Origin of the sequence: Undibacterium sp. Di26W (assembly GCF_049340265.1) — a bacterium.
Classification (GTDB): Bacteria; Pseudomonadota; Gammaproteobacteria; order Burkholderiales; family Burkholderiaceae_D; genus Undibacterium.
The window spans coordinates 41,025-58,659 of record NZ_JBMPOR010000012.1 but is presented as its reverse complement, the minus strand read 5'-3'; the positions used below and the strand labels follow the sequence as shown (position 1 = coordinate 58,659).

Genomic DNA, 17,635 nt, shown 5'->3' with positions numbered 1-17,635 from the left:
AAGCAAAGATTAACATTTGCGACTGTTGCCGAAGTAAGAACGTAAACAGGTTCTTAGAAAAATTTTTGACCGGCTGTGACCTCGATGGTGCTTCGCACTCATCTTCGTCGCAGTGGCACAGGGCACGCGAGGTGCTCCATGTATTGTCCCACGCATGACGTGGGGGCAAGAATTTTATGTGAAAATCCGGAGGAGACTAGAAAATGAAAGACGTAAAGAAAAATCACAGGCCAGTATTTGTTTTGTCGTCCATCGCCATGGCGGTGTTGACGGTGGTCAGCCAGGCACATGCAGAAGATGTACAAAGGGTGGAAGTAACAGGTTCATCCATCAAGCGCCTGGCATCAGAAGCATCCTTGCCTGTCACTATGGTGACGGGTGAAGAACTGGAAAAACGTGGCATGACCACCTTGGCAGATTTGATGATGTCCCTGCCAGAATCCAGCTCGCTGGCACCGTCCAACGCCGGTTCCGGTACCAATATCAACCTGCGTGGTTTGGGTGTCAATCGTACGCTGGTGCTGTTGAATGGCCGTCGCCTGGCGAATGAAGCGATTGCTGACGGTTATGCCAATCTGGACGTGATCCCTATGAGTGCGATCGCCAGGGTGGAAATCCTGCGTGACGGTGCATCCTCCATATATGGTTCCGATGCGATCGGTGGCGTGGTCAACTTCATCACCAAGCGTACCGTAGTCGGCAATACTATTTCGGCACAGTATGTCAAACCGCAACAAAGCGGCGGTGGTGACGAGCAACGCCTGAGCGCCACTGTGGGTGTCGGTGATCTGCAAAAAGATGGCTGGAATTTGTATGCAACTATTGATGCACATCGCCGCGCCCGCTTGTTGGCTTCTGACCGTGCCGACCTCAGCACAACAGAGATCCTGACCAGCATAGGTCGCGCCCCTACCCTGGGTAGCGGTGGCTTTTCCATGCCAGCCAACTTCACGACAGCGACCAACAAGACTGCTGCCAATCCTTACTATGCAGCTGGTTGCCAGGGGCCTTACAGTATTCAAGGCGCAAAAAATACCTGTATCCTGAATGCCGCTTATTATGGTACAGCGTTGTACGGTAATGAACAGGTTACTTTCTATGCCAAAGGCACCAAGAAATTTACTGATGACCATATCCTGACAGTGGATTACATGCGCGGTCAGGAATACATCCTCGGTACAAAAAATCCAACTACCAGCTTGGCAGCCAATGGCGTTACTGCCTTGTTGCCATCCACCAGTAAATGGTATCCAGGTGGTAGCGGTGGTGTACCTGCGGTAACCGGTTTGAAAGGTGAACCACTGACAGTCACCTGGAGTGTCGCCGATCTTGCCGAAGCTATTACCAAGGATGTACAAGTCAATCAGCGCGTCAGCGTGAATGACGAAGGCCGCATTGGCAGCTGGGATTACAAACTCGGTTTTGTCTATGGTAATAGCCAGCGTGACGGTTACTATGAATCCGGTTATGTGAATGGCCCAGGCTTGCTGACCGGCCTGGCGAATGGCTCACTGAATCCTTTCGGCCTGCAAGATGCCGCAGGTAAAGCTTATCTGAAGAGTATCTCGGTTGATGGCGCATTGAATCGTCACTCCATCAGTACCTACACTGGTGTGGATCTGACGGCTACGACGGAATTGATGACACTTGGCGGTGGTCCTTTGACATTGGCGTTGGGTACTGACTTCCATCGTGATACCACAGAAGATACCAAGACGGACATCACCTCTATCGTCACGTATGCTGCTTCTGGCCCCTCACACGGCCAAGGTGCACGTAATGTAGCGGCGGCGTATGCCGAGATGGAAATCCCAGTCACCAAGGAATTGAACTTCAACGTGGCGGTACGTGACGATCATTTCAGTGATTTTGGCAATACCATCAATCCTAAGGCCAGCTTCCGCTATCAGCCTATGAAATCCTTGATGTTCCGTGGTTCTGCCAACACCGGTTTCCGCGCACCGACACTGTTTGACCGTTATGGCTATCGCGTAGCAGGTGCGAATGCCACTACGGCTGCAAAATGGGATGACCCGGTACAATGCCCAGGCGGCACACCTGGTGTAGCTGGTACAGGCAAGGCTTTGCCTGGCCTGGTAGCGGCCACTGTCTGTAATGTTGCCTTGCCACGTCAGACTGGTAGCAACCCTGATCTGATCCCGGAAAAATCCCGCGGCTTCACTCTGGGCGTCGTCACAGAACCAGTACAAAACCTGACCGTATCTGCTGATTACTGGCATATCGAAATGAAGGACATGCTGGCTAACTTGCCAGAACAAGTGTACTTCCTGAACCCAACCAAATATGCTGATCTGTTTGTACGTAATCCAGATGGTTCCCTGGCTTACATCAAAAACATCACCATGAATCTGGGCGGCCAAAAAGCCTCCGGTATTGACCTTGGCCTGGCGTATTCGATTCCTAAAACAGCAGTCGGTAATTTCAAGTTTGAACTGAACGGTACTTACCTGACACAGTTTGATAACCAGCTGGAAAAAGACGGTGTCTATACTTCCAATGTGGGTCGTTTCGGTGTGGCCAGTAATGGTACAACCAGCAGCTTGCCTATCATTACTTTCCGCTGGAAACACACACTGACCATGTCCTGGAGCCAAGGTAACTGGACTTCACAACTGACGCAGAACTACAACACTGGTTATCATGATCAAAACCTGATTGCAGCTGAATATTTCCGTGATATCGAGCCGTACCAGGTATGGAACTGGACAGCAAGCTACCGTGGTTTCAAAAACCTGACATTGTCAGCCGGTATCACCAATCTGGCCAATGCAAGACCACCTATCACTAACCATAGCGGTTACACCTATAGTTACCTGAGCAGTGCAGCTAGTCCAATAGGTCGCGCGTTCAATGCACGCATGACTTATAACTTCTAAAAAAGAGTTCCCCCCCACGTTAGCGCGTGGGGGGTGTGGAGCGATAATGCGAAACACCCGTTTGAACAATGCGCTATATCTGAAGCAGAGCCAGCGCAGGCAGTTTTTACCAGCAGTACCTGCGACCGCCGTCCTGGCAGTGAGCAGCAAGCCTGACACTTACCTCATCCAACAGTTTGTCCAGTCTTTGCGATACCGCAAACAAGAATCCCCGAATACGCCAATGATTGAAAAAGCGCCGTGCAGCCCTGCATCCGCCATAGCCAGGCACGACCTGCTTAACTGATCCGATACTGATGACAGGGGTATGCGTGCAGTCCCCTTTTTTTATTTTACCGACATAGAGAATGATATGAAACTGTTTCCCCGTTCCCTCATATTGACCGCGATCAGTGCCCTGGTATTGGGTGCATACAGTACTGCCGCAACCGCGGATAGTGCCAGCAATGCGGACAAACCGGTGCGTATTATCCTGGTCGGCGATTCCACCATGGCACCGAATAGCGGCTACGGCGATGCGTTTTGCAAACGCTTCAAACCCGAAGTCACTTGTCTGAATCTTGCCAAGGGGGGACGTAGTTCCAGCAGTTACCGGGCAGAAGGATCATGGGATGTAGTACAGAATTTGTTGAAAAACCGCGAACAATTTAGCCAGACTTTCGTGTTGATACAGTTTGGTCATAACGACCAACCTGGCAAACCTGGTCGCTCTACCGATCTGGTGACAGAATTCCCGGTAAATATCGCACGTTATGTGGATGACTTGCAGGCCGCTGGTGCGCAAGCCATCCTGGTGACGCCGCTGACACGCCGCAGTTTCAAAGGCACCCAGTTACAAAACGACCTCAGGCCATGGGCAGAAGCCAGCATGGCCGTCGCCGCCAACAAGCATGTGCCAGTGCTGGACTTGAATGCAGGCAGCTACCGTTCGGTACAAGCCATGGGGCAAGCCGAGGCCGACACCCTGGCAATGGCACCACCGCCACCGCCTGCCGCTGATCCTGCAGCAGCCCCAACTCCAGCATCAGCATCAGCACCAGCACCAGCGGGCGCGCCCAGTGCAGACATCGTCAAAACTGAACGTGCCGGTGCGGCCCGTCCCTTGTTTGATCGCACGCATCTGGGTAGCAAAGGCGCAGCGCAATTTTCTGCCATCGCCCTGACCGAGTTGTTGCAAGCAGTACCGGCTCTGGAAACCAAAGTCGCCAAGGAAGCACGTCCATGAATCTCTTGAAAACCTTGCCAGTTGTATCTGCTGCCCTGATGGCGCTGCATGCCGTGTCTGCCGGTGCCCAGGACAGTCGTCAGGTAAAAGAACCACAAGCCCCGGCTATTTGCAGCGTTGTGCCAGCCCAGCTTGAATCCGGCAAAGCAGAATCAACAGACGCCCGCGCACCGGATACCGGTCGCCTGCAAGTCGCCATCGATACCTGCCAATCTGGCCAGGCTGTCAGGCTGATCAGTCGCAATGGCAAAGCTGCCTTCCTGTCTGGTGCCTTGCAATTACGCAGTGGTGTTTCCATTTTGCTGGATGCCGATGTCACTCTCTATACGTCGACCAATCCTAAGGATTTTGACCGGGGAAACGGTACTTGCGGCACGAATGATGACAAGGGCAGGGGATGCAAGCCATTTATCACCGCTGAGCGCACCCAGGGTAGCGGCATGTATGGTGATGGCGTGATTGATGGACAGGGCGGTGAGCGCATCGCGGGCAAGGAAGAATCCTGGTGGCAGATTGCCCGTCGTGCGCAAAAAGAAAACAACCGCCAGAATGTCCCCAGGCTGCTGGAAGTGAATCAATCTGACAATTTCACCCTGCATCGCATCACGCTCCGGAACTCGCCTAATTTTCATGTGACGCTGAATCAGGTGAATGGCTTTACTGCGTGGGGCGTGCATATTGATACACCCGCCAATGCCAGAAATACGGATGGTATAGACCCGATTTCTTCGCGCAACATTACCATTGCCAACAGTTATATTCGTACCGGTGACGACAATGTCGCCATCAAGGCGGGTAATAATGGCCCGACGGAAAACATCACCATACGCAATAACCATTTCTATTCTGGCCACGGCATGTCCATAGGCAGCGAAACCAATGGCGGCGTCAGTAACGTGCTGGTGGATAACCTGAGTATGGATGGTACGACTTCCGGCTTGCGTATCAAGAGTGATATATCGCGCGGCGGGCTGGTGCAGAATATCAGTTATCGCAATGTCTGCATCCGCAATGTCAAGGCGCCGATAGATTTTGATACCCACTACGGCAAAGACGCCAAAGGATCGCAGATACCCCAGTACAAGGACATCAAGCTGGAACATGTGCAGGTATTGACAGCGGGCCGTATCATCCTGCAAGGCTATGATGCGGGTCACCCCATGGCCGTGCGTTTGCAGGACGTGGTGATTGATGCTAGCAGTACCATACAGCGTGAACATGTGCAGTTGTTGAACGACGCATCGGGCAAGACCGCAGATGCGGCACAATCTGGCTTCAATGCAGAATCGGTTAATTCCAAACAATGCGAACAGGCATTTGCTGCTTTCCCTGACCATGTCGTGACAGTTAAACGACCTCAACTGGATGCGACGGCAGCCCGGCAATTTTCTTATGCCGAGGTATTAAAATATGCCGGTACACCTGGCAATGAACAGATCGCCCCCTGGGATCCCTTGTCATCGCCGATTGCTGCCAACCCTGATTTGCTGCCTGACTATGTGGTTGATGCCAGTACCAAGGCCGATGACGTACATGTATTCAACCGTGTACAGGATGCCGTCAGCCGTGCGATGGCTGATATCGAGAAAAAAGCCGACAAGGGCAAGCGCATTTATATCCTGATCAAACCGGGCATGTATCGTGAGCTGGTCTATGTTCCAGCCACAGATAGCCCCATTACCCTTTATGGTACGGATGCGGCAAAGACCAAAATCAGCGCCAACCTGGATGCAGCGCTGACAGGTGCCGTCTATCAGTCACGCTTTACCAGCCAGTTCAATAAGACCCATGCCAGCATTACCGCCATGTATGAAAGCCTGAAAGACCGGCCAGCGCTTGGTACGTTTGGTACTGGTGTATTGTGGGTCAAGAGCCGAGGTTTCGAAGCAAAGAATCTGACCATAGAAAATGCCTACAACAAAGACACAGGCAATGCACGGGCGGATTGTCCGGCTGGTGCCTGCCCTGATGCCGGTGTCTATGCGCAGACGCAGATGGTGCATCACCAGGCGCTGGCAGTCATGCTTGATGGTGCAGATAAAACACATTTCGATGGCGTGCGCATGCTGGGCTTCCAGGATACCCTGTACATGAAATCAGGTGCCGGTGGTGAGACTGCCAGGTATTTCTTTAATCATGCGTATGTGGAAGGCGATGTCGATTTCATTTTCGGTGATGCGACGGCGTATTTCTACCAGTCTGAAATCAAGGCGCTGGGGGATCGTGGGAATGCCTATATGGCCGCACCCAGTACCAATATCAATTCCAGATATGGCTTTGTCTTTGATCACTGCCGCTTTACCCATGATGGCAGCGCCAATTCCCTGGCAGGTAAATTTCACCTGGCGCGTCAGTGGTTCCATAACGAACGTTGCACACCGTATGGCGTAGTGCCAGTTGCTGGTTATGACTGCCAGCTCGGACAGGTCGACGTATATGTAGCACCGAACGGCACTATCACCAAAAAAACGCTGGAATCAGTCGGCAAAATGGTGGTCATGAATTCTGTCATTGGTGCCCACATCAATCCATTGCAACCCTGGTCTGACTGGAATAAGTATGGCACTTTGCCTTATCGCCCCGCCCAGTATTCTTCAGATGACTATTGGGCGAATCTGCAGGCCAGCAAGATAGATCCAGTCAAGCAACTGGGCTATGCCGGACCGATGACGCCGAGCCGCGTGTTCCTCGCAGAATTGAATAATACCGATGAATGAGCCTGGCGAGTACAGCAGGCCAAGATACTGGACAACTTAATGAACAGAGACACTATAATGAAAAAATACGCAACACAAACCGAAGGCACATCGTCCCCCCGTCGGGATTTCATGAAAAAAATGTCATTGACAGGATTATCGCTTAGCGCCGGTGCAGCCCTGCCGGTTGGACAGGCGCTGGCCGCGCCCTTGATAGAAGACCCGTGGCTGAAAGCCCAGGCGATAGTTGACCGCCTGTCGGTGCCACTCAAATTCCGCCGGGCAGACTACCGGATTACCGATTTCGGTGCCCTTCCCTGTGAATTGAAAACCGTCAAAGCCTGGATTTCATTTGAGGCGCAAGACAATCTGTCGACGCCGGTAGCAAATTCCAAAGATATTTACCCTTCCATCACCGAAGCGATTGCCACTTGCCATAAGGCTGGTGGGGGCCGTGTCATTGTGCCGTCCGGTAACTGGTTTTGCGCTGGCCCCATCGTTTTTCTGTCGAATGTGAATGTCCATTTGCAGTCTGGTGCGCATATCTACTTCAGCAATAATCCGGAAGACTATGCCAAATATGGAAATTTTGATTGCGGCCTGAATGGCAAGCTGACGATTTCACGCTGGCAAAGTAATGATTGTCTGAATTTTTCGCCCATGGTGTATGCCTATGCGCAAGACCATATTGCGCTGACAGGTGATGACTGGACCAGCATACTTGATGGCCAGGGGGGTGTCCCCTTTGACGACAGTGGTGATTGCTGGTGGACCTGGAAAGGCAAGCAAAAAACCATCAATTCGGTGGGACAAGGTTCCACACCGAATTACAAGAGCGGCAAGCGGTCGGAAAATACACCGAATGAATTGAATGCAGCTTCCCTGGAAAAACTGGCACCGCAACTGGATGAAAAACAGAGATTGCGTATCCAGGGTGAAGGCGATAAATGGCGCGCTGACGGCAGTTATTTGCCAGCCTTGTCCGAAGCCGGGGTGCCTATCGGCAAGCGTATTTTTGGCTTGGGTCATAACCTGCGCCCACCGATGATACAGTTCATTGGCTGTACCAATGTGCTGATGCAGGGTTACCAGGTCAACAATACGCCATTCTGGCAACATCACCCTGTGCATTGCTGCAACGTGGTCATCCGCAATGTCAAGGCGAAAAGCCATGGCCCAAACAGCGATGGTTTTGATCCGGAAGCCTGCGATCACGTACTGATCGAATCCTGTACCTTTGATTCAGGTGATGATTGCATCGCCATCAAGGCCGGTAAAAACCTGGATACCCAGTATGGACCTTCACAAAATATCGTGATCCAGAATTGCACCATGCAAAGCGGTCATGGCGCAGTCACGCTGGGCAGCGAAATGGCGGGTGGCATACAGAATGTCTATGCACAAAACCTGTTGTTTGAAAACGTACATTGGGACACGGATCCACTGAACACTGCGATTCGCCTGAAGACCAACATGAACCGTGGCGGTTACCTGAAGAATTTCTTTGTTCGCAATATCTCGATTCCGAACGGCGTGCAGACCAGTCCATCCTTCTACACATCCCTGCCGAACTCACCTATCCATTCAAAAACCGTGGCAACCGCAGCTGGTGCGGTCATTACCTTTGACTGTGACTATGCGCCAGTAAGCGACAATGTCAGAACCCGCGCCCCCGTTGTTGACAATGTGCATATCTCGAATGTCACGGTAGGTAACGTGGCGACCAAGAAAGGCCAGTTTTCCTGTTACCAGGCCATCGTGATCCTTGGTCCGGTTGCCTCGGATTATAACGGTGACGACAAAAATCCCCTGGTATTCCCGGTGACCAATGTCACCATCAGTGATTGCCAGTTTGGTACGCCGGTGAATGCCGACAGCCCGCTGTATCTGTACAACGTCAAGGGTCTGGAATTGAAGAATGTGAAGATAGGCGATAAGCTGCATAACAGCATCCTGTCCGTCTAAGAACCTGCTTACGATCTTAAGCGCGAGCGCAATGGAGTCCACGCGGGCTCATGCGCTGCTCAAAATGCTCATGGTCTTAGTGTACATTCCGCTTTTTACGCGGCTCTTTACCCCGCTGATGCACGCACATTCGCTCGCTACAGATCGTAAATAGGTTCTAGCGAAAAAAATGCCGCCGGGCGATTATCTGCACGGCGGCATTCAAAGGCTAAGCAGTGATTGCTACAGGCTGTATTATTACGAGTCGGCCCGATGTGCAAAAAAATCAGTTCAGGATACTTGCAAAAGGGGTTTCCGGTACACCGCATACGCCCGGGCGCACCAATATCAGGCTGCCAGCCCATTGATCATGTTCAGCCTTGCCGGCACCGATGGATGTCACCAGCAGGGTATCCATATTCGTGCCACCAAACGTACACATCGATGGTTTTGCCATAGGCAAAGGAATGGTTCTGTCCAGCCTGCCTGCGGGCGTAAAACGCAACAGACAACCGCCATCATTGCCGCATATCCAGTAACAACCATCGACATCCATGGCCGCGCCATCCGGGCGTCCGGCCAGCGGTTTCATGTCCATGAACACACGCTGCCCATGTGGCACGCCTTCATCCACATCATAATCAAATGTCCAGATGGTCTGGCTGGCCGGATGGGAATCTGACAGATACATGGTCTTTCCATCCGGTGACCAGGCCAGACCATTTTGCGTCAACAGATTGCTGACGAAAGCTGTGGACAAACCTTGCTGCTGTGAATAACGATACAACTGGCCGACCGCTTTGGCGGCAGCCATGTCCATGAACATGGTACCGCTCCAGAACCGGCCCTGGCGGTCACAACGGCCATCATTGAAGCGCATGCCGGCCCCGAGTGTATCTGGTGCTGCCAGCCGGGTTTGCAGTGCACGCGGCCCTGCACCCAGATTCAGATTGAAGATACCGCTTTCCATACCGGCGATAAAATCACCATCGTCTTTCAACGCAATGCAGGCAACCATTTCAGTGGTCTGCCATGAGCGCAGTTCACCAGAGCCCGCATCCAGCTTCCAGATGGTTTTCGCTGGGATATCCACCCAGTACCAGGCAGCCTGCTGTGCATGCCACATGGGGCTTTCGCCCACGGCACAGCTGATTGCCGGTATGGCTTCCAGATCTGGAAACGGAGAGGTGAGTTGAGCTGAATGCTGAGTCATGACGCGTGATTTTATAAGTCGGTGATTTCTTTATAGGTAGGCACCAGGAACTTCATCATGCTCCACGCCAGCAGATAAGACACTGCGCAGAATGTAAACATGATGGTGTAACCAGTTTGTATATGGCCAAGCTTACCGTAGTAATCGAATAACCAGCCGCCGATTTTCGATACCAGCACACCACCAATACCACCGGCCATACCACCGATACCAACGATGGAAGCAACCGATTTTTTCGGGAACATGTCAGACACGGTAGTGAATATATTCGCGGACCAAGCCTGATGCGCAGAGGTACCTATGCCTATCAACAGCACCGGTATCCATGGCCCCAGATAGCCCAGCGGTTGTGCCAACAATACCACCAGCGGGAACAGGGCAATCACCAGCATCGCACGCATGCGGCCATCATAGGCGCTATAACCGCGTTTCATGAAATAGCTGGGGAACCAGCCGCCACCAATACTGCCTATCATCGTCATGCTGTACAGTACAGCCAGCGGTATCACGATATCGGTTTTATGCATCTGGTACTGCGCTTCCAGATATTTTGGCAGCCAGAACAGGAAGAACCACCAGATACCGTCAGTCATGAACTTGCCGATGACAAATGCCCAAGTCTGTTTATACGACAACAGTTTCATCCATGAGATTTTCTTGCCAGGTGTTTCTTCAGTAACGACTGGTTCAGGATTCTGTACGTCGCCGCTGTTGATATAAGCCAGTTCGCCAGCCGACAGGTATTTCTGTTTTTCTGGTTTTTCATAAAACATGTTCCAGAAAATCATCCAGATAAAACCGATGGCGCCGATGACGATGAAGGCGGTTTCCCAACCCCAGGTTGCTGCAATCCACGGTACTGTCAGTGGGGCCAGGATGGCACCGATATTCGCGCCGGAATTGAAAATACCAGTCGCGAACGAACGTTCCTGTTTAGGGAAATATTCTGCCGTCGCCTTGATGGCTGCCGGGAAGTTACCCGCTTCACCAAAGGCCAGTACAGCGCGTGAAATCATGAAACCGGCCACCGACACCGGGACAGCAGCCAGACCCAATGCGGCAAAGGCATTGGCCACACTTTGACCCACAGCGATGGAGTAGGCATGCATGATCGCACCCAGCGACCACACGGCAATCGCCAGCAGATACGCTTTCTTGGTACCTATTTTGTCGATCAGGCGACCTGCAAACAACATGGAAATCGCATACACGAACTGGAATGCAGCAGTGATGTTGGCATAGTCAGTATTCGTCCAGCCAAATTCTTTGGACAGATCAGGTGCCAGCAGGCTGAGTACCTGACGATCAAGATAATTTACAGTGGTGGCGAAAAATAGCAGGGCACATATGGTCCACCGGTATTTGCCTACGGATTGCTGGCTCATCTGAGCGTCTCCTTGTCGTTGTTCATGATGGGCACATCTTGTTTGTGTGCTCGCGTGTTCATTTTTGTCCTTGCTTGCGACTTACTGGCCGGGCTGGCCTGTGATGCATAGGCACCTGGGCCAGCCCGGCCCGGCATCATGCCAAAGTCAGTTTTCCATCTATCATACGAGTCAGTTGCAGCGGATTGTTATCCTGCAATGCTGCCGGCAACAAGTCGGCAGGGATCGCTTGATAACACACAGGACGCAAGAAGCGGTCTATGGCCGTTGCACCAACCGACGTACTGCGGCTGTCGGATGTGGCAGGGAAAGGTCCGCCGTGTACCATGGCATGCGCCACTTCGACACCGGTAGGGAAACCGTTGAACAAAATGCGTCCCGCTTTTCTTTCCAGTCCTGGCAACAGCTTCTTCGCCTGGTCATGGTCTGCTGCAGTGGCATGCACGGTAGCGGTCAATTGGCCTTCCAGCGATTCCGACACTTGCAGGACTTCATTGAAGTCTTTGCACAGGATGGCGATCGATGATGGACCAAAGACTTCTTCCTGCAATGCTGCTGTCGTCAGGAAAGTACTACCGCTGCACACCGATAACAAGGCTTGTGCCGCACATGGAGATTCTGCTGGCTGACCCTTGCCGACTACAGTCAGCTCGGCGATTTTTGCCAGGTGGCTGCTGCCTTTGACGTAAGCCTGGTGTATGCCTGGCGTCAGCATGGTGGACGCCTGTTTTTTCTCCAGTGCCAGACCTGCCAGTTCAAGGAAACTGCGCGCAGCGTTGCTATCAATGGCGATAACCAGACCAGGATTGGTACAGAACTGACCGGCACCGAGTGTCAGCGAATCAACAAAGTTTTGTGCCAACTGGGCGGTCTGTGTTTTCAGTGCATCATCCAGCAGGAAAACCGGATTGATACTGCTCATCTCTGCATACACAGGGATAGGTTCTTTTCGTTGATTGGCGGTACGTACCAGCGCCAGGCCACCTGAACGTGAACCGGTGAAGCCGACTGCCTTGATGGCAGGATGGCCGACCAGTTGCTGACCAACCTGGCTACCAGCACCGACCAGCATGGAAAACACGCCTTCAGGCAGACCGCAGTCAGCGACGGCTTTTTGAATGACGCGGCCAACCAGTTCGGCAGTACCCAGATGGGCATTGTGGGCTTTGACGACGACCGGGCAACCGGCAGCCAGTGCAGAGGCGGTGTCGCCGCCTGCAACGGAAAAAGCCAGCGGGAAATTACTGGCACCAAATACCGCGACCGGACCCAGCGCAATTTTACGCAGGCGCAGATCTGGCCGTGGCGGGGCGCGTTCTGGCAAGGCAGAATCAATGGTCGCATCGAGGAAGTAACCATCGCGTACGACTTTGGCAAACAGGCGCAACTGATTGACTGTACGGCCGCGTTCGCCTTCCAGGCGTGCTACTGGCAGGCCGGTTTCTTGTGCTGCGCGTTCGATCAGGACAGGGCCCAGATCCATGATGCCGGTGGCGATGGTTTCCAGGAACTTGGCGCGTTGCTCCAGACTGGTTTCGCGATAGGTATCAAATGCCTGTTCAGCCAGGGCGCAAGCTTGCTGCACATCTTCAGCGGTGGCGAAGCCAAATACGGGTTCGATTTGCTGGTTGGTGGATGGGTCGATGGCATTAATGTTGCCAGCCAGGCCAAACACCGAATTTTTACCGATAAGCATTTTGCCGGTAATTTGCATTATGTTCTCCTTCTTTCCTGCATCAGATGCAGGGATGACAGCATGGTGGTAATGATGGGTTTTGCAAACGCAAAAACGAAACTGCAACAGCACACGCCGCGCAGCTTCGTCTTTATACAGCTTATTGTGGACCTTGTTTCAAAATCAGTTTATGCAGCATTTCATCTTCTGCTGCTGTCAGGTCTGTCAATGGTGCACGGACTGGTCCGGCGCTATGACCAACCAGGCGCGCACCGGCCTTGACGATACTGACAGCATAACCGGCTTTGCGATTGCGGATTTCAAGATAAGGCAGGAAGAAATCATCAATCAGGCGGTTGACCGTAGTGCTGTCGTCCGCTGCAACGGCGTGGTAGAAGTCCATTGCCAGTTTTGGCATGAAGTTGAATACGGCGGATGAATAGACCGGAACGCCGAGTGCCTTGTAAGCGGCCGCATACACTTCAGCTGTAGGCAAACCACCGAGGTAGCTGAAACGGTCGCCCATACGACGCCAGATGGAAACCATCAGTTCGATATCACCGATACCGTCTTTGAAACCAATCAGGTTAGGGCAACGTGCTGCCAGTATTTCCAGGGAATCAGCAGTCAGGCGGCAGATACCACGGTTATAGACAACCACGCCAAAATTCACGGACGCGCAGACTTCTTCCACGTGACGGATCAGGCCGTCCTGGCTGGCTTCAGTCAGGTAATGTGGCAACAACAGGATACCGTGGGCACCCAGGCGTTGTGCTTCTTGCGCATAAGCGATGGCTTGACGTGTAGGGCCACCGGTACCGGCCAGGATAGGCACCTTGCCGCGGCAGGTATCGACCGCTACACGGATCACGTCCGAGTATTCATTGGCTGTCAGAGAAAAGAATTCGCCTGTGCCGCCAGCAGCAAACAGGGCGCTGGCACCGTATGGAGACAACCATTCCAGGCGCTCTGCATAAGTTTTTGCATTGAAATCACCAGCCGCATCAAAGTCGGTCAATGGGAAAGAAAGCAGGCCAGCGGAAAGTATCTGTTTCAGATCTTGTGGGTTCATGATGTCTCCTGAAAGTAAGTAGCTAAATAGCGATAAGTGTGAAATAAGGATGAATTCGGTTGGAAAGGTATTCGTCTTGCATAATCTTTGGGTGATGCCTGTCGGTGAAGCAAATTTGACACCTATTCATTGGTTTGCCCAGCGCAGATGCATGCTTTCTGCCCTGATGCTGAAGATATTTGTCAAGATGTACGTCATCGTACAACTTAAAATCAAAGACTGCAAGCATCGTTTTTATTTATGGTGATTTATTTTATGTGCCGTCCTGGTGGCCTTTTCAGTCCGCAGGGGCGTATAGGGGAATTCTTGTCAGGCTTGCCATAACTACCGTGTATCTGCAGTAGTTATGGCCGTGCTTTGGGGGTGGAGTACTACATATTTGGTATGTTGCCCATACCAATATGTTGACGGTATCAAGTCGCTTGATTTTCCGTCTGGCCGGAAGAGGCCTCTTCTTCCATGCGTAGTTGTGCCTGGCGCAGTCTTTCCCTGCTATTGCTCAAGTGGGTGCGCATGGCAGCGCGGGCCGCTTCCGGGTCCTTGCGCAGGATGGCACTATAGATATCTTCGTGTTCGTGATTGACCTTATCTATGTAGCTGCTGGTGGTACCCAGATTCAGCGCCGTAGAATTCAGTCTGGCGCGTGGAATGATGGTGGTGCCCAGATCACTGAGGATATCGACAAAATAACGATTGCCTGTGGCCTGTGCAATCAGCAGGTGAAAGCGGACATCGGCATTCACCGATTCGGTATCCCTGGTTTTCTTGGTCAGGATATCATTCAAGGCTGCCGCCAGTTCGGTCAGTTGTTCTTCTGTACGGCGCGATGCTGCCAGCCAGGCGGCTTCGGTTTCCAGGCTGATCCTCAATTCCAGTATGTCGAGCACGTCCCTGACGGTAATAATGGCTTCACGCGAAATACCCAGGGTGCTGCTGGCAGGTTCAAGTATAAAAGTGCCTATGCCATGCCGCGTCTGTACCAGTCCGGCTGCCTGCAGGTGAGAAATCGCCTCGCGCACGACAGTCCGGCTGACGCCATACAGTTGCATGATGGCGGATTCGGTAGGAAGCTTTTCACCGGGTTTGAACACGGCATTTTTGATATTGTTCGTAATGTTCTCAACCAGCCCTTGAGACAGACTCTTGTGGCGCCTTACGCTGGGGGGGGTATTGGCTATATGTTGAGTTTCCATTGTGTCAAGTTTGGCCTTACGAAGATGCACTGATTTTACATCAAGTCATCATACGTATGTTGTATGATGACGTATCACTTATCTGAATTGCATTTTTGTAGTTTATTCGCCTACTTTTCGACGCAGGGCGACGCCAGTCCGGGTCGTATGAAATCATTGAGCGATAACATCTGCCACCAGGTCGCTTTCCAGTCTCAGGCTGGATTCCACTGATGTGGCTTGATGGTGATTGGCCCCGCACGGACCGCCTGCTGCGCCGAATGTTCTGGAGCAGGCAAGAGATGACATTGAATATAGCGTGGCCCGTGTGATGCAGGACAAGAAGGTGTCCTGAAATCAGCCTGACCGAGGCTTGTGTGCAAGCCTCTCGGTTCTGTATCGCCTGCGTGGTTTAGCGCAGCCTGCCTATGTAGGTCTGATCGACCATGGCATTGTGGTCAGGCAAAGGCATGGGCACTGGCATGATACTGTCATCATCCAGGCTGGCGACTTTGGGGCGCAATTTTTGCGTGGCGGACAGTCTTGCCAGCAAAGGACCAGCGGGCGCGGGTGCAACAAACAGGCCGTCTTCTCCAAAATAGATGTCTTCCAGCTTCAGGCAAATTTCGTGCAGATCGGCATGTGGCAATCCCATCGACAGATCCAGTATCGCACGGCAATATGCCGGGTTGACACGCATGTATTCAATATCAGTGACGCGGCCATTTTGCCGCCGCAAAATAACATGCAGACGTGCCATGAGGGAAAACGCAAGATTGTCTGACATGGCGTTCTGGACTATGGTGCTGGTGCTCATAAGATATGCTCCCCGTGAAGTTCAAGATCAAGCCCTTCTCTTTCCTGCTCTTTAGTGACGCGCAAGCCGACGGTAACTTTGACCAGCCATAAAATGATGGCAGTCACAGCACCCGAATAAATCACGGTAACGATGACACCAAATGCCTGCGTCGCCAGGCTGCCATCGGCTCCGCCTATGCTCTTCAGCGCAAACACGCCGGTCAACAGGGCGCCGACGATGCCGCCGATGGCGTGCACACCAAATACATCCAGTGAATCATCGTAAGCCCCCATGGATTTGAGTGAAGTCGCGCCCCAGTAGCAGGCCACGCCGGCAACGGCACCAATGACCAGCGCGCCGGTCAGATCGACAAAGCCGGAAGCGGGGGTGATCGCCACCAGGCCGGCGACGGCACCAGAAACGATGCCCAGTACCGAGGGTTTGCCACGTCGCAGCCATTCCACGAACATCCAGGCCAGTGCCGATGTTGCCGTTGCCACCTGTGTGACCAGCATCGCCAGACCGGCCCTGCCATCTGCTGCACCAGCAGACCCTGCATTGAAGCCGAACCAGCCCACCCACAACAGGGATGCACCAATACCTGTCAGCAACAGATTATGGGGTGGCATGGGTTCCTTGCCGAACCCCAGGCGTGGTCCGACGATCAGTGCAGCCACCAGACCAGACACGCCGGCATTGATATGCACGACTGTGCCGCCGGCAAAGTCCAGCACGCCACGTGCCGCCAGCCAGCCCGCCGGTTCCCATACCCAGTGGGCAACCGGCACATACACCAGCAATGACCACAGTGTGATGAACAGCAGCAAGGCAGAAAATTTCATGCGTTCGGCAAAGGCACCGGTGATCAGAGCCGGGGTGATAATCGCAAACGTCATCTGGAACATCAGGAACACGCTTTCCGGTATCGTCGGTGCCAGTTGATGCACACTAAGTTGACCGGCTTCTTTCAAAAAGCTCACGCCATGCAGCATGAACCTGTCCATGCTGCCCAGATAAGGCGAACCTGCAGTGAACACCAGGCTATAACCCAGCACCACCCACAAGATCGTGACGATGCAGGTGGTCGCCAGACTGTGCGCCATCGTGCCCAGGGCATTTTTCTTGCGCACCATGCCGGTATAAAACAAGGCCAGGCCAGGGATGGTCATCAGCAATACCAGTGCAGTCGAGGTCAGCATCCAGGCCGTGTCACCCGCACTGATCTTGTCAGCAGCGATCATGCCAGGCTTGGTCATTGCAGGCGGGGCTTCTGCAGGAGTAAGGGGTGTAGCAAGGGTTGTAGCGGGCAAAGAAGCAGGGGCCGCTGTGGTCGCTGCCGTGACTGAAGCTGCGGCAGGCGGCTCAGCCTGTGCGTTACAGGTGCCACTGAGCAGGCACAGGCTGAAAGAAAGAGGAAGCAATAAGTTGGAAAGTACGCGTATTTTCATCAAAGCTGGCCTTTTCAAAAAACATCGTCAATGACACACAAGATTGTTTGCAAATAGTGTTTGCGATTATCGTGTGCGACGCAGCATTTTTCATGCCAAGGCTGATACC

11 protein-coding genes are annotated in these 17,635 nt (G+C 52.8%); 4 read left to right on the top strand and 7 right to left on the bottom strand.

Annotated elements, in window-relative coordinates; all coding sequences use genetic code 11:
• Nucleotides 1-203: 203 nt before the first annotated feature.
• The 4 genes from ACO0LM_RS15475 (at nucleotide 204) to ACO0LM_RS15460 (ending at nucleotide 8,783) form a co-directional block, all read left to right on the top strand.
• Entirely contained in the window at nucleotides 204-2,897 is a 2,694-nt protein-coding gene (locus tag ACO0LM_RS15475; protein WP_423038169.1) for a TonB-dependent receptor, read from the top strand.
• Between the two features lie 352 nt (nucleotides 2,898-3,249).
• Nucleotides 3,250-4,122, top strand: a complete 873-nt coding sequence (locus ACO0LM_RS15470; RefSeq protein ID WP_423038168.1) for a rhamnogalacturonan acetylesterase — start codon at nucleotides 3,250-3,252, stop codon at nucleotides 4,120-4,122.
• On the top strand, nucleotides 4,119-6,839 hold the full coding sequence (locus ACO0LM_RS15465; RefSeq protein ID WP_423038167.1) for a pectinesterase family protein: 2,721 nt from the start codon (nucleotides 4,119-4,121) through the stop codon (nucleotides 6,837-6,839). Before ACO0LM_RS15470 ends, ACO0LM_RS15465 begins: the two co-directional genes overlap by 4 nt.
• A gap of 57 nt (nucleotides 6,840-6,896) precedes the next feature.
• Nucleotides 6,897-8,783, top strand: a complete 1,887-nt coding sequence (locus tag ACO0LM_RS15460) for a glycoside hydrolase family 28 protein (RefSeq protein WP_423038166.1) — start codon at nucleotides 6,897-6,899, stop codon at nucleotides 8,781-8,783.
• Nucleotides 8,784-9,048: 265 nt separating this feature from the next.
• Here ACO0LM_RS15460 and ACO0LM_RS15455 read toward each other — a convergent pair whose 3' ends face one another.
• From ACO0LM_RS15455 to ACO0LM_RS15425, 7 genes are all read right to left on the bottom strand, one after another.
• Nucleotides 9,049-9,975 (bottom strand): SMP-30/gluconolactonase/LRE family protein, encoded by a 927-nt coding sequence (locus ACO0LM_RS15455; RefSeq protein ID WP_423038165.1) that lies wholly within the window; start codon nucleotides 9,973-9,975, stop codon nucleotides 9,049-9,051.
• Between the two features lie 11 nt (nucleotides 9,976-9,986).
• Nucleotides 9,987-11,360 (bottom strand): MFS transporter, encoded by a 1,374-nt coding sequence (locus ACO0LM_RS15450; RefSeq protein ID WP_423038164.1) that lies wholly within the window; start codon nucleotides 11,358-11,360, stop codon nucleotides 9,987-9,989.
• A gap of 136 nt (nucleotides 11,361-11,496) precedes the next feature.
• Entirely contained in the window at nucleotides 11,497-13,074 is a 1,578-nt protein-coding gene (locus tag ACO0LM_RS15445) for an aldehyde dehydrogenase (NADP(+)) (RefSeq protein ID WP_423038163.1), read from the bottom strand.
• Nucleotides 13,075-13,195: 121 nt separating this feature from the next.
• Nucleotides 13,196-14,107: a 5-dehydro-4-deoxyglucarate dehydratase gene (gene kdgD / locus ACO0LM_RS15440; protein WP_422984267.1), complete on the bottom strand. Its 912-nt coding sequence runs from the start codon at nucleotides 14,105-14,107 to the stop codon at nucleotides 13,196-13,198.
• Nucleotides 14,108-14,520: 413 nt separating this feature from the next.
• Nucleotides 14,521-15,300 carry a FadR/GntR family transcriptional regulator gene (locus ACO0LM_RS15435; RefSeq protein ID WP_423038162.1) on the bottom strand — a complete coding sequence of 260 codons (780 nt, stop codon included), beginning with the start codon at nucleotides 15,298-15,300 and terminating at the stop codon, nucleotides 14,521-14,523.
• A 391-nt stretch (nucleotides 15,301-15,691) separates the two neighbouring features.
• Nucleotides 15,692-16,096 (bottom strand): hypothetical protein, encoded by a 405-nt coding sequence (locus tag ACO0LM_RS15430; protein WP_423038161.1) that lies wholly within the window; start codon nucleotides 16,094-16,096, stop codon nucleotides 15,692-15,694.
• On the bottom strand, nucleotides 16,093-17,526 hold the full coding sequence (locus ACO0LM_RS15425; protein ID WP_423038160.1) for an ammonium transporter: 1,434 nt from the start codon (nucleotides 17,524-17,526) through the stop codon (nucleotides 16,093-16,095). The genes ACO0LM_RS15430 and ACO0LM_RS15425 overlap by 4 nt, the downstream gene beginning before the upstream one ends.
• Nucleotides 17,527-17,635: the final 109 nt, after the last annotated feature.

What these genes read in the sequence shown, in the direction of transcription:
- ACO0LM_RS15450 (WP_423038164.1), bottom strand. Translation starts at nt 11,360, where the DNA reads ATGAGCCAGCAATCCGTAGGCAAATACCGGTGGACCATATGTGCCCTG.
- ACO0LM_RS15470 (WP_423038168.1), top strand. Translation starts at nt 3,250, where the DNA reads ATGAAACTGTTTCCCCGTTCCCTCATATTGACCGCGATCAGTGCCCTG.
- ACO0LM_RS15465 (WP_423038167.1), top strand. Translation starts at nt 4,119, where the DNA reads ATGAATCTCTTGAAAACCTTGCCAGTTGTATCTGCTGCCCTGATGGCG.
- ACO0LM_RS15425 (WP_423038160.1), bottom strand. Translation starts at nt 17,526, where the DNA reads ATGAAAATACGCGTACTTTCCAACTTATTGCTTCCTCTTTCTTTCAGC.
- ACO0LM_RS15445 (WP_423038163.1), bottom strand. Translation starts at nt 13,074, where the DNA reads ATGCAAATTACCGGCAAAATGCTTATCGGTAAAAATTCGGTGTTTGGC.
- kdgD (WP_422984267.1), bottom strand. Translation starts at nt 14,107, where the DNA reads ATGAACCCACAAGATCTGAAACAGATACTTTCCGCTGGCCTGCTTTCT.
- ACO0LM_RS15435 (WP_423038162.1), bottom strand. Translation starts at nt 15,300, where the DNA reads ATGGAAACTCAACATATAGCCAATACCCCCCCCAGCGTAAGGCGCCAC.
- ACO0LM_RS15455 (WP_423038165.1), bottom strand. Translation starts at nt 9,975, where the DNA reads ATGACTCAGCATTCAGCTCAACTCACCTCTCCGTTTCCAGATCTGGAA.
- ACO0LM_RS15475 (WP_423038169.1), top strand. Translation starts at nt 204, where the DNA reads ATGAAAGACGTAAAGAAAAATCACAGGCCAGTATTTGTTTTGTCGTCC.
- ACO0LM_RS15460 (WP_423038166.1), top strand. Translation starts at nt 6,897, where the DNA reads ATGAAAAAATACGCAACACAAACCGAAGGCACATCGTCCCCCCGTCGG.
- ACO0LM_RS15430 (WP_423038161.1), bottom strand. Translation starts at nt 16,096, where the DNA reads ATGAGCACCAGCACCATAGTCCAGAACGCCATGTCAGACAATCTTGCG.